The organism is Streptomyces sp. Inha503 (assembly GCF_047215865.1).
Taxonomy (GTDB): Bacteria; Actinomycetota; Actinomycetes; order Streptomycetales; family Streptomycetaceae; genus Streptomyces; species Streptomyces lycopersici.
The window spans coordinates 1,554,830-1,571,378 of the sequence record NZ_CP178360.1 but is presented as its reverse complement, the minus strand read 5'-3'; the positions used below and the strand labels follow the sequence as shown (position 1 = coordinate 1,571,378).

General features: G+C 71.2%; 1 protein-coding gene. It reads left to right on the top strand.

The window, feature by feature from the left end; translation table 11 throughout:
• Positions 1–79 precede the first annotated feature (79 nt).
• The gene (locus tag ACJX2R_RS06440) at positions 80–16,528 is read left to right on the top strand and encodes a type I polyketide synthase (protein ID WP_413099204.1); all 16,449 of its coding nucleotides are present in this window, start codon (positions 80–82) and stop codon (positions 16,526–16,528) included.
• Positions 16,529–16,549: the final 21 nt, after the last annotated feature.

Sequence of the window (16,549 nt, the reverse complement as noted above, 5' to 3'; positions counted from 1 at the left end):
TTTTCCGGTGTGAAGCTGGAGTGGGTGAAGCCGCTGACGCGTCACCTGGAACCCTGACCGCAGGGAGGGTAGAGGTGGCATGCTGCGCACCGAACTGATCCGCCCGATCCAGGACCTCCTCACCGAACAGAGTCGCCGCTTCGGCGCCAAGACCGCTTACGCCGACGCCCGGCGCGCCATCAGCTACGCCGAGCTGGAGGCGCGCACCCGCCGGCTCGCCGGCCATCTGGCCGGACTGAGCCTGTTGCCGGGCGACCGCGTGGCCATGTACCTCGGCAACCGCGTCGAGATGGTGGAGAGCTACTTCGCCGTCGTCCGCGCCGGGGGGATCGGCGTCCCGGTCAATCCGCATGTCTCCCAGGCCGAACTGGAACATCTGCTCACTGCCAGCGGCAGTCAGGTCGTCATCACCGACTCCGCCCACCTGCCGCTGCTGCGCCGGCTCGACCCCGCAGCGAGTCCGCTGACCGTGCTGGTGGTGGGGGAGGACCCGGTCCCCGCGGGCTGCCTGTCCTACGAGCGGTACGCCACCACCGAGCCGGACACACCCGCCCGCGACGACCACGGCCTCGACGACATCGCCTGGATGCTCTTCACCTCCGGCACCACCAGCAAGCCCAAGGGTGTGCTCGCCACCCAGCGCAACTGCCTCTGGTCGGTCGCCGCGTCGTACGTACCCGCGCTGGGGCTCACCGCCGAGGACCGTGTGCTCTGGCCGCTGCCCCTGTTCCACAGCCTTTCCCACATCGTGTGCGTGCTGGCCGTGACCGCCGTCGGAGCGACCGCCCGGATCACCGACGGACACTCCGCCGAGGACGTGCTGGAGCAGTGGGGCCAGGAGCGCTCCACGGTCATCGCCGGAGTCCCCACGCTGTACCACTACCTCGTCCGCGCCTCCAAGGCGCCCGGGTTCACCGCCCCGGAGCTACGGGTGGGTCTGGTCGGTGGCGCCGTGACCACGGCGGCGCTGCGGCGCTCGGTCGAGGACGCCTTCGGGGCCCCGCTCATCGACGCGTACGGCAGCACCGAGACCTCCGGCTCCATCGCCATCAACTGGCCCACCGGGCCCAGGGTCGAGGGCTCCTGCGGACTGCCCGTCCCCGGCCTGGCCCTGCGGGTGGTCGACCACCGCACCGGCCTGGACGTGCCCGACGGGACCGAGGGCGAGGTGTGGGTCCGCGGCCCGAACATCATGGCGGGCTACCACGACCAACCCGAAGCCACCGCCGAGGCGCTGCGGGACGGTTGGTTCCACACCGGCGACCTCGCCCGCCGCGACCGGGACGGCTATCTGACGGTCACCGGGCGGCTCAAGGAACTCATCATCCGCGCCGGGGAGAACATCCACCCCGTCGAGGTGGAGGACGTCCTGCGGATGGCGCCCGGCGTGGCCGACGCCGCCGTGGTCGGCAAGCCGCACGACGTATTCGGCGAAGTCCCGGTGGCCTTCATCGTCCCCGCACCAGGCGGCTTCGACCCGGCCCAGGCGCTCGCCCTGTGCCGGGAGCGACTCTCGTACTTCAAGGTGCCCGAGGAGCTGTACGAGATCGAGCGGATCCCGCGCACCGCGACCGGCAAGGTCACCCGGCACCGGCTGCTGGACGGCCCGGCACGGCTGCGCGCGGTGGGCAACGCCTACCATGACGCGCTCTTCCGTACGAGGTGGGTCCCACAGCCGTCGGCCACGCAGTTGTCGGCGTTGTCTGCCTCACAGCCGTCTGCCTCACCGCCGTCGGCCCCTCAGCTGTCCGCCCCACGGCCTCGGCCCGACCGTTGGGTCCTGCTCGGACGGCATGCACCCGGGCTCGTCGGCCTGCTGCGGGCCTCGGGCGGTGCCGAGCTGGGCGAGCACATCGACACGGCCGACCTGAGAGCGGCGGTGGCCGCCGGAAGTCCCCCGCCCGCCGTGGCTCTGCTTTCGGTCCCCGCGGACACCACCGAGGGCGTCCTGAGGGACGTCGAGACGTGGCTGGCCTCCGCGGAGCTGTCCGATGGCCTGCTGGTGGTGGTCACGCAAGGCGCCGTGGCGACGACCCCGGGCGAGGATGTGCCGAACCCGGAACAGGCCGCGCTATGGGGGCTGGTGCGCTCCACGCAGGCCGATCATCCCGGCCGTATCGCCATCGTCGACCTCGACGCGCCCGATGACGAGACGTGTGTGGGTGGGCTGTTGGCGGCGGTGGCGTCGGGCGAGCCCCAGAGCGCGGTGCGCTCGGGCGTCGTGCTGCTGCCACGGCTTGAACGGGTGGCCCTGGACGTGGGTCTGGGCATGGGGCCGGATGCCCAGCGGGATGCGGCCGTGGCCTTCGACCCCCACGGCACCGCGGTCGTCACCGGAGTGGACACCACGCGCGGCGCCGCGATCGCCCGGCATCTGGTGACCGGTTACGGCGTCCGCCAACTGTTGCTGATCGCTCCACCGGGGCAGGGCGGCCGGGCTGACGAGCTCCGTACCCAGCTCATCGATGCCGGAGCCGATGTCCGACTGGTCGAATGCGAACTGGACAACCGCACAAAACTCAGGCGGGCGCTGGCCAAGGCCACCAGCCCCTTGAGCGTGGTCGTCCACGCATGGGAGGCCGTGGACGAGCCGTCGGACGGACGCGTGGCCGCCGAGGCCAGGACGCTGTACGAGCTCACCCGGAACGCCGATCTCACCGCGTTCGTGCTGTCCTCCTCGACCAAGGGGCTGCTGGGCGCGGCAGGGGAAACCACGGAGGCCGCCTCCGCCGCCTTCCTCGATGCCTATGCCCAGCATCTGCGTGTGCGAGGGGTACCGGCTCAGTCCATCGCCTGGGGGCCGTGGGAGGGGGAGACCGACGAGGCGACCGGCGCCCTGAGCGCCAGGGAGGCGCTTGCCGCGCTGGACGCCGCCCTGGGCGTGGACCATGCCCAACTCGTCGCCATGAAGCTCGATCCGACCGCCGTGCCGACCGGGACGACCTCCCCGTTGCTCCAGGACCTGATCGACGTCCCGGCCCGTACCGCCACCGTGGACGAGGCGGTCACGGTCGCACTGCGGGAGCGGCTGATGGACACGCAGGAGGCCGACCGGGGCCGGCTGCTCACCGATCTCGTCCGCGAACACCTGGCCGACCTGCTGGGCCTGGCCGACAAGCAGACCGTCGAGCCCGAGCGGGCCTTCACCGACCTGGGCCTGACCTCGGTCACGGTGGTGGAACTGCGCAACCGGCTGAGCGAGGCCACCGGGCTCCGCCTGCCCGCCACCTCCGCCTTCGACCACCCCACACCGCTGGCGTTGGGGAGCCTGCTGCGGCGGGAACTGCTCGGCGGTAGGGGAGTGCCGACCGGTTTCCCGGACTTGGCTCCGGATTCGGCCCCGGATTCGGTCCTGGCTTCGGCCCCGGCCTCGGTCCCGGCTTCGACTGTGGTCGCCGGGGCGGGTCTGGCCGATGACCCGATCGCGATCGTGGGGATGGCCTGCCGGTTGCCGGGAGGGGTGAGGTCGCCGGAGGAGTTGTGGGAGCTGGTTCTGGCAGGCGGTGAGGGCATTGGGGAGTTCCCGGCGGATCGGGGGTGGGATCTGGAGAACCTGTTCGATCCGGATCCGGATCACGCGGGGACGAGCTATGCGCGTCGGGGCGGGTTTCTGTATGACGCGGGGGAGTTCGACGCCGGTTTCTTCGGGATCTCGCCACGTGAGGCGCTGGCGATGGATCCGCAGCAGCGGTTGCTGTTGGAGACGTCATGGGAGGCGTTGGAGCGGGCCGGAATCGATCCGGTCTCGTTGCGGGGTCAGGACGTGGGTGTCTTCGCCGGGATGATGCATCAGGACTACGGAGTCGGCTCCACCGATGGAGCGGATGCTCCAGCCGGTCTGGAAGGCCATCTGATGACCGGCACCTCGGCGAGCGTGGTGTCGGGTCGGGTGTCGTATGTGCTGGGGTTGGAGGGTCCCGCGGTGACGGTGGACACGGCGTGTTCGTCGTCGTTGGTGGCGTTGCATTTGGCGGGTCAGGCGTTGCGGGCGGGGGAGTGCTCGATGGCGCTGGCCGGTGGGGTGACGGTGATGGCCGGGCCGGACTCCTTTGTGGAGTTCTCCCGTCAGCGTGGGCTCGCCGCCGATGGGCGGTGCAAGTCGTTCGCGGCGTCGGCGGATGGTACGGGGTGGGCTGAGGGTGTGGGTGTGGTGGTTGTGGAGCGGTTGTCGGATGCGGAGCGGCTCGGGCATCGGGTGTTGGCTGTGGTGCGGGGTAGTGCGGTGAATCAGGACGGTGCGTCGAATGGTTTGACGGCGCCGAATGGTCCGTCGCAGCAGCGTGTCATTCGGCGGGCGTTGGCGGGTGCGGGGCTGGTGGCGGGTGATGTGGATGTCGTGGAGGCACATGGGACGGGTACGCCGCTGGGTGATCCGATTGAGGCGCAGGCGGTGCTGGCCACGTATGGCCAGGATCGTGACCGGCCTCTGCTGATGGGCTCGTTGAAGTCGAATATTGGTCATGCGCAGGCGGCTGCGGGTGTGGCGGGTGTGATCAAGATGGTGTTGGCGATGCGGCATGGGGTGCTGCCGCGCACGCTGCACGTGGATGAGCCGTCGCGGCAGGTGGATTGGTCGTCGGGTGCGGTGGAGTTGCTGACTGAGCAGCGGGTGTGGCCTGAGGTGGGGCGTCCGCGTCGGGTGGGGGTGTCGGGGTTCGGGGTGAGCGGGACGAACGCTCATGTGATTTTGGAGCAGGCGCCGGAGGCGGCGGTTGACGTCGTGCCGGAGGTTCCGGGTGGTGTGGTTCCGTTGGTGGTGTCGGGGCGTGGTGGTGCGGGGTTGCGGGGGCAGGCGCGGAGGTTGCTGGAGTATGTGCGGGTTCGTCCGGGGCTGGGCGTTGGGGAGCTGGGGGCGGCGCTGGTTTCTGGTCGGGCCGCGTTGTCGGATCGTGCGGTGGTGGTGGCGGGGGACCGCGAGGAGGCCCTGGCGGGGCTGGCGGCGGTGGCGGAGGGCGGGGAGGCAGACGGGGCCGATGTCCAGGGCCGGGTGGCGTTTGTCTTTCCTGGTCAGGGGGCGCAGTGGGTGGGGATGGGTGCGGAGTTGTTGGGAGAGTCGGAGGTCTTCGCGGAGTGTTTGGCGGAGTGTGCGGGGGTGTTGGATCCGTTGACGGGGTGGTCGTTGGTGGATGTGGTGCGGGGTGTGGGGGGTGGTGTGTCGTTGGAGCGGGTGGATGTGGTGCAGCCGGTGTCGTTTGCGGTGATGGTGGGGTTGGCGCGGGTGTGGTTGGCGGCTGGTGTGGTGCCGTCGGTGGTGGTGGGTCATTCGCAGGGGGAGATTGCGGCGGCGTGTGTGGCGGGTGGGTTGTCGTTGGAGGATGCGGCGCGGGTGGTGGTGTTGCGTAGTCGGGCGATCGCGGCTGGGTTGTCGGGTCGTGGCGGGATGGTGTCGCTGGCTGTGGGTGTGGGTGAGGCGGAGTTGTTGGTTGAGGGGTGGTCGGGTCGGGTTGGGGTGGCGGCGGTGAATGGGCCGTTGTCGGTGGTGGTGGCTGGTGAGCGGGAGGCGTTGCGGGAGTTGGTGGGGGAGTGCGAGGGGGTGGGGGTGCGGGCGCGGTGGGTTGATGTGGATTACGCCTCGCATACGGCGCAGGTGGAGGCGGTCGAGGAGGAGCTGGCCCGGTCGTTGTCGCAGGTGCGGCCGGTGTCCTCACGTATCCCGTTCTTCTCCACGGTGGAGGGGGAGTGGGTGGATACGGCCGAGTTGGATGCCGGGTACTGGTACCGCAATCTGCGCAGCACCGTCCGCTTCGCCCCGTCCATCGAGCGCCTGCTGGAAGAGGACTTCCGGGCTTTCGTTGAGGTGAGTGCGCATCCGGTGCTGACGATGAGCATTGAGGCGGCGGCGGAGCAAGCGGACGCCGGACCGGTCGTGGTGACCGGGACACTCCGCCGGGACGAGGGCGGGATGCGCCGCGTGCTCACCTCCCTGGCCGAGGCATACGTACGCGGCGTCCCCGTCGACTGGTCCGCCCTGCTCGGCAAGGCCCCCGTGCACACCGCGTGTGACCTGCCGACCTACGCCTTCCAACACGAGCACTACTGGCTGAAGAGCGGCCCCCGGACCGGTGAGGTGACCGCCATCGGCCTCGCCGGTGCTCAGCATCCTCTGCTGGGCGCTTGGGTGGAACTGCCGGACACGGGCGGGGTGTTGTTCACTTCCCGGCTGTCGCTGAGCACCCACTCGTGGCTGGCCGATCACACGGTGGCGGGCACGGCCGTCCTCCCCGGATCGGCCCTTGTGGAGCTGGCGGTGCGCGCCGGTGACGAGGTCGGCTGCGGCACCGTCGACGAATTGCGGATCGAGGCCCCGCTCGTGCTCACGACGGGCATGAGTGTGCAGCTCCAGGTCGTCGTCGGTGGGGCGGATGGGACCGGCCGACGACGCCTCACCGTCCACTCCCGTCAGCAAGGCAACCGGTCGGGGTCGCGCGGTACGGACTGGACCCGACACGCCACGGGCACGCTCGCCCAGTCCACCACCGCGCCCGACATCGACCTCGCGACGTGGCCGCCACCCGGAGCCACCCCCATCGACGTGGACCAGCTGTACGACGATCTGGCAAGGGGCGGACGTGGCATCGGCCCGGCGCTCCGTGTGCTGCGTTCGGCGTGGGAACGTGGCGCCGATGTGTTCGCCGAGGTGGAACTGGCCGACGAGCAGCAGGCCGAAGCCTCGCGTTACACACTGCACCCCGCCCTGCTGGAAGCCGTATGCCACGCCGACACGCACGCCGGGACATCGGCGCTGGCCGTCGCCTACCGTGCGGTGTCCCTGTCCGCGACCGGCGCGACCGCGCTGCGCGCCCGCATCGGCCCCGACCGTCAGGGCGGTGTGACGCTGCAACTGGCGGATTCCGCAGGGAGGGCGGTCGGGTCCGTGGGCTCGGTGACGTCGCGGCCGCTCCCGGCCGACGTATTGGTGTCGGCAGCCGGAACGGCTCCGCGGGACGCGCTGTTCGAGGTGGAGTGGTTCCCCCTCCCTGTTCCCTCGGCCACTTCGGATCCGGCGATGGTGACGGTGGCGAGTCCGGCCGAGTTGACAACGTTGGCCGATCACGGCGACGTACCACCCTTCGTACGCGTGGACCTGACGGACACCACGCACGGCCTTCGGGCGCTCACCGCGCAGGCGCTGGAGTGGGTCCAGGCTTGGCTGGCCGCACCGGAGACGGATGCGCGGCTGGTCATCGTCACGCGTGAGGTCACCGACCCGATCCGCGCGGCCGTCTGGGGGCTGGTGCGTTCGGCACAGTCCGAGGCCCCGGACCGGCTGGTCCTGGTGGCGATGGACGAGGACGACGCCTCCGGCGCGCTGCTGCCCGCCGCCCTGGCCACCGGCGAACCGCAGATCGCCGTCACCGCCGGGGTGGCATCCGTACCGAGGCTGGTGCGCGCCACGCCGAACGAGGAAGAGCCACGACGGCCGCTGGACCCGACCGGCACGGTGCTCATCACCGGTGGCACCGGTGCGCTGGGTCGGCTGTTCGCCCGGCACCTCGCTGCCGAGCGCGGTGTACGTAACCTCCTGCTGGTCAGCCGACGTGGCGGTGCGGCCGAAGGCGCGGCGGAGCTGGAGTCCGAACTCGGCGCGCTGGGCGCGTCCGCACGCACCGTGGCCTGCGACATCGCAGACCGGACCGCGGTGGCGGACCTGTTGGCCTCGCTCCCCGCCGAAGCGCCCCTCACGGCGGTCGTCCACACCGCCGGGGTCCTGGACGACGGCGTGGTCAGCACCATGACACCCGAGAGGCTGGACACAGTCCTCCGTCCCAAGGCGGACGCGGCCCTCATCCTGCACGAGCTCACGCGCGACATGGAGCTCGCCGCCTTCGTGATGTTCTCCTCGGCCGCGGGCGTCTTCGGCAACCCCGGACAGGCCAACTACGCCGCGGCCAACGCCTTCCTGGACGCCCTCGCTCAGCGGCGCAGGGCGGAAGGTCTACCGGCCACCTCCCTCGCCTGGGGCCACTGGGCGCTCAGCAGCGAGATGACCGCCCATCTCACCGCGGCCGACCTGCGGCAGCACACCCGGCGCTTCGGCATGAGCGCCCTGTCGGAGGAGACCGGTCTGGCGCTGTTCGACGCCGGTTTGCGCACCGCCACGCCCGCGCTGGTGGCGGCCCGCCTGGACCTCGCGGGACTCCGCGCCGACGCGGCGGCCGCCACTCCGGTCGTCCCTCTGCTGCACAAGCTGGTGCCACCCGGCCGCCGGGCCGTGAGCCGTACGGCAACGCCGCGTACCGACCTCGTACGGCGGCTGGAGTCGTTGGACCCCGCCGAGCGGGAGCACACGCTGCTGGACCTGGTCACACACCATGCCGCCCATGTGCTCGGACACTCGTCGACGGACGGCATCGCCGCCGAACGGGCCTTCCGGGAGCTGGGGTTCGACTCGCTGACGTCCGTGGAACTGCGCAACCGGCTCAACACGGCCACCGGCCTCCGGCTGCCTTCGACCCTGCTCTACGACCACCCCAGCCCACGGGCGCTCACCCGGTATCTGCACACCGAGCTGCTGGGGTCGCCGAGCGCCCCCGCTACCCCGGTACCCGCAACCGAGCCCTCGGAGGATGGCATCGCGATTGTGGCGATGAGCTGCCGGTTCCCGGGCGGCGCGAACAGCCCCGAGGACTTCTGGCGGCTGATCAGCGAAGGCGGTGACGCCGTCGGCGACTTCCCGGACGACCGTGGCTGGGATCTGTCCGCGCTCTACGACCGCGACCCGGACCACCCCGGCACCTCCTACGTACGGCACGGCGCCTTCCTGCCCGATGCCGCCGGGTTCGACGCCGAGTTCTTCGGCATCTCGCCGCGCGAGGCGCTGGCGATGGATCCACAGCAGCGGCTGCTGCTGGAGACCTCATGGGAGGTGTTCGAGCGGGCCGGGATCGACCCGACTACGTTGGGCGGCAGCGGCATCGGAGTGTTCACCGGAATGAACACCCAGGACTACGCGATCCGTCTGCGCCAGGTTCCGGACGAGGTCGAAGGGCACCGGATCACCGGCGTCTCCGCGGCCGTCCTGTCCGGGCGCGTGGCCTACACCCTGGGCCTGGAGGGTCCCGCGGTGACGGTGGACACGGCGTGTTCGTCGTCGTTGGTGGCGTTGCATTTGGCGGGTCAGGCGTTGCGGGCGGGGGAGTGCTCGATGGCGCTGGCCGGTGGGGTGACGGTGATGGCCGGGCCCGATGCCTTCGTGGACTTCTCCCGTCAGCGCGGACTGTCGGTCGACGGCCGGTGCAAGCCCTTCGCCGCCTCGGCCGATGGCACGGGGTGGGCCGAAGGTGTCGGTGTGCTGCTCCTGGAGCGGCTGTCGGACGCGGAGCGGAACGGTCACCAGGTGCTGGCGGTGGTGCGGGGCAGTGCGGTGAACCAGGACGGCGCGTCCAACGGTCTGGCGGCGCCGAATGGCCCGTCGCAGCAGCGTGTCATCCGGCAGGCGCTGGCCGGAGCGGGTGTGTCGGCCGCCGAGGTGGACGTGGTCGAGGCCCATGGCACGGGTACGGCACTGGGCGATCCCATCGAGGCGCAGGCCATCCTCGCCACCTACGGCCAGGACCGCGAACGGCCGCTGTGGCTGGGCTCGGTGAAGTCCAACATCGGCCATGCCCAGGCCGCCGCGGGCGTGGCCGGTGTGATCAAGGTGGTCATGGCGATGCGGCACGGTGTCCTGCCGCGGACACTGCACGTCGACGCCCCCACCCCGGAGGTGGACTGGTCGGCGGGCTCGGTGGAGCTGCTGACCGAGGAGCGTGCGTGGCCGGAGACGGGGCGTCCGCGCCGGGCCGGGGTGTCCGCGTTCGGCGTCAGCGGCACCAATGCCCATGTGATCGTGGAGCAGGCACCGGCCACCGCCGCCGAGCCCGCCACACAGGACCCGGAAGCGATCCCCGCCATACCGTGGGTGATCTCGGCCAGGAGCGCCGACGCGCTGTACGGCCAGGCGGCCCGGCTCGCGGAATTCGCCCGCGGCCACCAGGAGCTCGGCCCGGGCGACATCGCACACTCCCTGATCACCGCACGGGCCACATTCGACCACCGGGCCGTGGTCGTGGGCACGGGGCGTGCGGAGTTGCTGAGCGGACTGGATGCCATCGCCGGGCCGGGCGATGGCCCCGTGGCGCGAGGTGTGGCGAGCCCCGGCAGGCTCGCGGTGCTGTTCACCGGGCAGGGCAGCCAGCACCCAGGGATGGGCCGGGAACTGCACGCACGCCATCCCGTGTTCCGCGATGCCTTCGACGCGGCCTGCGCGCGACTGGACCGCCATCTGGTCGACGCCGGGCATGCCCCGCACCCCGTCCGGGACGTCGTGTTCGCCCAGCCAGGCACCCCTGAGGCGGAGTCGCTCGACCACACCCTGTTCGCTCAGGCGGGGCTGTTCGCGCTGGAGACCGCGCTGTTCAGGCTGTACGAGTCCTGGGGAGTGCGCCCCGACTTCCTCGCCGGCCACTCCGTGGGTGAGCTGACCGCCGCCCATGTGGCGGGCGTGCTGTCCCTTGAGGACGCGGCCGCGTTGCTGGCCGCCCGGGGGCGGCTGATGCAGGCCCTGCCCGGTGGCGCGATGGTCGCGCTCAACGTCTCCGAGCCGGTGGCTCGCTCTCTGCTGGCCGACGTGCCGGGTGCCGTGGACATCGCCGCGGTCAACGGGCCCGTCTCCGTCGTCGTCTCCGGCGGCCAGGACGCCGTGGTGGCCATCGAGCGGATATGCGCGGGCAAGGGGTACCGGACCAAGCGGCTGCGGGTGAGCCATGCCTTCCACTCCGCGCATATGGACGGCATGCTCGACGAGTTCCACGGAATCGCCGCCGGTCTGTCGTACGCGCCTCCGGCGGTGCCGATCGTCTCCAACGCCACGGGCGAGTTGGCCACCCCCGACCAGCTGTGCTCCCCGGAGTACTGGGTCGAGCACGCGCGCAGGACCGTCCGTTTCCTCGATGGCGTCACCGCACTCCACGCCCAGAATGTCACGACCTTCCTCGAACTCGGCCCCGGTGGTGTCCTCACCGCCATGGCGCAGGAAGCGCTGGGCGACGGCGCCGACCCGGCCATGTTCGTCCCCACGTTGCACGGCGGCGACCAGCCCGATCCGGTCGCCGCTGTGGCCGCGCTCGCTCGACTGCATGTCCGTGGTGTCCCGGTCGACTGGACCGCGCTGCTCCCGGGAACCTCGCGACCCAGGGTCGACTTGCCGACGTACGCCTTCCAGCACCGGCGGTACTGGCCGGACGCCCCCGTATCGGACGCCTCCGCGGTGGGTGGGCCGGGTCCTCGGCCGCTGCCGGAGCCCACAGCGCCACAGGAAGCCAACGCCACGACCTTCGTCGAGCGGCTGAGGTCCGGCACCGAGGCCGAGCGGCACCGGCTGGTCCTTGACCTGGTGCTGACCAGCGTGGCCGCAGTGCTGGGGCACGACGACGCGTCGGCGATCGACGGCGAACGGCCCTTCCAGGATCTCGGCTTCGACTCCCTGAACGTGGTCCGGCTCCGCAACCGCCTGCGCGACCTGACCGGCGCCGAGCTGCCCACCACGCTCGCCTTCGACCATCCGACACCGGCCGCGCTCGCGTCATTCCTGCACGCCCGGCTGCTCGGACAGGACGCCGGACGGACCGAATCGGTGTGGGCGGCTGGCGATCCCACGGAGCCAATCGCGATCGTGGGGATGGCCTGCCGGTTGCCGGGTGGTGTCGCCTCGCCGGAGGACTTGTGGGAACTGGTCCTGGTGGAGGCCGAGGGCATCGGGGAGTTCCCGGTGGACCGAGGCTGGGACCTGGAGAACCTGTTCGACCCGGACCCGGACCACCCGGGGACCAGCTACGCGCGACGAGGTGGTTTCCTCTACGACGCGGCCGAATTCGACGCGGACTTCTTCGGGATCTCGCCGCGCGAGGCGCTGGCGATGGACCCGCAGCAGCGGCTGCTGCTGGAAACGTCATGGGAGGCGTTGGAGCGCGCGGGGCTCGACCCGGTCTCGCTCCGTGGCCAGGACATCGGTGTCTTCGCCGGAATGGTCAACTACGACTACACCAGCCGCCTCGACACGGCCCCCGACGGCTCCGAGGGCTACCTCATGACCGGCGGCGCGGGCAGTGTGCTGTCGGGTCGGGTGTCGTATGTGCTGGGGTTCGAGGGTCCTGCGGTCACGGTGGACACGGCGTGTTCGTCGTCGTTGGTGGCGTTGCATCTGGCGGGTCAGGCGTTGCGGGCGGGGGAGTGCTCGATGGCGCTGGCCGGTGGGGTGACGGTGATGGCCGGACCGGATGCCTTTGTGGAGTTCTCCCGCCAGCGCGGGCTCGCCCCCGACGGCCGGTCCAAGTCGTTCGCGGCCTCGGCGGACGGCACGGGATGGGCCGAGGGCGCGGGTGTGCTGCTGGTGGAGCGGTTGTCGGACGCCCAGCGGCGTGGCCATCGGGTGTTGGCGGTGGTGCGGGGCAGCGCGGTGAATCAGGACGGTGCGTCGAATGGGTTGACGGCGCCGAATGGTCCGTCGCAGCAGCGGGTGATCCGGCGGGCGTTGGCGGGTGCGGGGCTGGTGGCGGGTGATGTGGACGCGGTGGAGGCGCATGGCACGGGGACGCCGCTGGGTGATCCGATTGAGGCGCAGGCGGTGCTGGCCACGTATGGCCAGGATCGTGACCGGCCTCTGCTGATGGGCTCGTTGAAGTCGAATATTGGTCATGCGCAGGCGGCTGCGGGTGTGGCTGGTGTGATCAAGATGGTATTGGCGTTGCGGTATGGGGTATTGCCGAAGACGTTGCATGTGGATGAGCCGTCGCCGCAGGTGGATTGGTCGTCGGGCGCGGTGGAGTTGCTGACTGAGCAGCGGGCGTGGCCGGAAGTGGCGCGTCCGCGCCGGGCCGGGGTGTCCGCGTTCGGCGTCAGCGGCACCAATGCCCACGTCATCCTGGAACAGCCCTCGGACATCCCTGACCTGGCTCCGCTCGCACCGCGGCCGCCGGGCGGCCTGGCTCTTCTTCCGGTATCCGCGCGAGGCGAGAGCGCCCTGCGGGCGCAGGCACAGCGGCTGTCGTCCTTCCTGGACCATCGACCTGACCAGGATCTCGGCGAGTTCGCTGTTGCGTTGGGCTGTGGTCGGGCGGGGTTGTCGGATCGTGCGGTGGTGGTGGCGGGGGATCGTGAGGAGGCGTTGGCGGGGTTGGGTGCGGTGGCGCGGGGTGAGTCGGCTGCGGGGGTGGTGTCGGGTTCGGTGGTGCGTGGTCGGTTGGGGGTGTTGTTCGCTGGTCAGGGGTGTCAGCGGGTGGGGATGGGGCGTGGGTTGTATGAGGCGTTCCCGGTGTTCCGGGATGCGTTCGATGTGGTGTGTGAGGTGCTGGATGGGGAGTTGGGTGCGGGTGGGGTGTCGGGTTCGGTGCGGGAGGTGGTGTTCGGGGATGGTGAGTTGTTGGAGCGGACGGTGTTTGCTCAGGCGGGGTTGTTTGCGCTGGAGACGGCGTTGTTCCGGTTGGTGGAGTCGTGGGGTGTGGTGCCGGATGTCGTCGGTGGGCATTCGATCGGTGAGGTGACGGCGGCGCATGTGGCGGGTGTGTTGTCGTTGGGGGACGCGGCGGTGTTGGTGGCGGCGCGGGGTCGGTTGATGGAGGCGTTGCCGGAGGGTGGCGCGATGGTGGCGGTGGGGGCGGGTGAGGAGCGGGTGCGTCCGTTGCTGGTGTCGGGGGTGGATATCGCGGCGGTGAACGGTCCTGCGGCGGTGGTGCTCTCCGGTGATGAGGAGCCGGTGCTGCGGGTGGCGCGGGAGCTGTCGGAGCAGGGGTGCCGGACGAGGCGTCTGGCGGTCTCGCACGCGTTCCACTCCGCACGTATGGAGCCCATGCTTCAGGAGTTCCGGGAGGCGATCGCCGATCTGTCCTTCACCGCACCACTGATCCCCCTGGTCTCCAATGTGACGGGCCGACTGGCGGACACGGAGACGGTGTGTTCCCCCGAGTACTGGGTGGAGCATGTGCGTGCCGCCGTGCGCTTCGCGGACGGAGTACGGGCGCTTGCCGACCACGGTGTGAGCACCTATCTCGAACTGGGGCCGGATGCCGTGCTGTCCGCGATGGTTGGGGACTGCGTGCCGGAAGAGGCGGCCGAACAGCCCGTGGTGGTGCCGTCGCTACGGCGGGAGGGCGACGAACCCCGGGCGCTGATGTCCGCCGTCGCTCACCTGCATGTGGCAGGCGTACGCATCGACTTCAGCGCTCTGTTCGGCGGCGCCGTTCCGCCCGTCCACCTCCCCGATCTGCCCACGTACGCCTTCCAGCGCGCCCACTACTGGCTCCACGGCACCCGGCCCGCCTCTGACCAGAGCCCCGCCGGTGCCTCCGGCGGCACCGACGCCATCGACGCCCGGTTCTGGGCCGCGGTCGAACGCGGCGACCTCGGCTCGGTGGCCGAAGCGCTTGACCTGGCCGACGCCGACGAGAACCGTGCCGCTCTGGACGCCATGGGCGGTGCGCTGGGCGTGCTGTCGGACTGGCGGCGCAAGCGTGGTGAGAAGTCCGCGGCGGACCGGCTGCGCTACCAGGTCACCTGGAAGCCACTCCCCGGCGCCACCTCCGGCGTACCCACCGGCACCTGGCTGGTCGTCCTGCCGTACGGCTGCCAGGACGAGGAGTACGCGGCCCGGGTGGCCCCGGTGCTGAATCGCCAGGGTCTGCGCACCACGACCCTGCGGCCCGACGGACCGGAATCACCCGACCGCGCCGCCTTCGCCGAGATGCTGCGCGGCGCGCTGGCGGACCACGACGACATCGCCGGTGTGCTCTCCCTGCTCGCTCTCGACCAGCGCGTACGTCCCGGCTCCGCGACGCTCACCGAGGGGACCGCGGCCACGTTGGCGCTGGTGCAGGCCCTCGGCGACCTGGGCCCGGCGGGTTCAGCGGGCTCGGGGCATCGCCTCTACTGCGCCACCCGAGGCGCGGTGACCGTCGGCGCGACGGACCGGCTCAGTGCCCCGGAACAGGCGGCGGTGTGGGGGCTCGGCCTGGCCGTGGCGCTGGAGCAGCCGGACCGATGGGGGGCGCTGGTGGACCTCCCGGACGTGTTCGACGACCGGGCCGCCCGGACCCTCCTCGCCGCGCTGGCCGATCCTGGCGATGAGGATCAGCTCGCGATCCGCGCCACGGGGGCTTTCGTACGCAGGCTGCGGGGCCATCCCCTGCCCACCGGCGCGACGAAGCCGGAGTGGCGGCCGCGTGGCACCGTCCTGGTCACCGGCGGTACGGAGGGTCTCGGCAGGCATGCCGCGCGCTGGCTGGCCGGTGCCGGTGCCGAGCACCTGGTGCTGACCGTCGGCTCCGATCCGGAGGCGCCGCATGAAGCACCGCACGTGGTGGCCCTGCGCGACGAGCTGAGCGGTCTGGGTGCGAAGGTGACGGTGTGCCCGACGGACCTCACCGACCGGGACGCGGTGGAGCGGCTGCTCACCGGCCCCGCCGCGTATCCCGAGCTCTCCGGTGTCGTTCACACCGCCGACCTGGCGCGGATCGCCCAGACCGATGCCACCGGCGCGGATGAACTTGCGGAGACGCTGGCGGCCAAGGTCGACGGCCTGCTGCATCTCGACACGCTCCTCGCCGACCGGGAGCTGGATCTGTTCGTGGTCTTCTCGTCGGTCGCGAGCGTCTGGGGCGGTGGCGGCCAGGGGCTGATCGGCGCGGCCAACGCCCAGCTCGACGCCCTGATCGAGCGGCGCCGCGCCAGAGGGCTGGTGGCCACCTCGGTGGCCTGGGGTGTGATCGACGGCTTTGGCGTGGCCGCCGATGCCACGGCCCAGGAGCAACTGCGCCGCCGTGGTGTGCTGCCCATGGCACCGGAGGCGGCCATGGCGGCCCTGACGCACGCCGTCCGCCATGACGACACGCTCGTGGCCGTGGTGGACATCGACTGGTCGGCGTTCGTTCCGGCCTTCACCTCACTGCGGCCCAGCCCGCTGATCGGCGATCTGCCGGGCGTTCAGGAGATCGTCGACAGCCTTCGTACGGACGATGCCACCGACGAATCCGCCTCGGAGTTCCTGCGCGAACTGGCCGCGGGCTCCGACGCCGAGCGGGAACGCGCCCTGATGAAGGTGGTGCGCGAGAACGCGGCCATCGCGCTGGGCCACAGCGGTGTCGAGGCCGTCAAACCGCAACGGGCCTTCCAGGAGATGGGTTTCGACTCCCTCGCGGCCGTGAACCTGCGCAACACCCTCGGCGCCGCACTGGGCACCCGGCTGCCGGCCACTCTCGTCTTCGACTACCCCACGCCCACCGCGCTGGTGGAGTACCTGCGCACCGAGCTCCTGGGAGACCAGGGCGACGACGAGGCCACCGAGGCCGATGAGGAGGAGATCCGCCGCGTACTGGCCGCCGTGCCGTTCAGCCGGTTCCGCGAGGCCGGAGTGCTCGATGCGCTGCGGTCGCTGGCCAGGACCGAAGCGGCCGCACGGGATGGCAGTCGGCCGTCCGCTGATGAGGAGCTCGACCTGATCGATGGAATGGATATCGCCGGACTGGTCCAACGGGCGTTCGACGGAACCCAGTTGTGAACGCACTCGACGCGGTGGGAG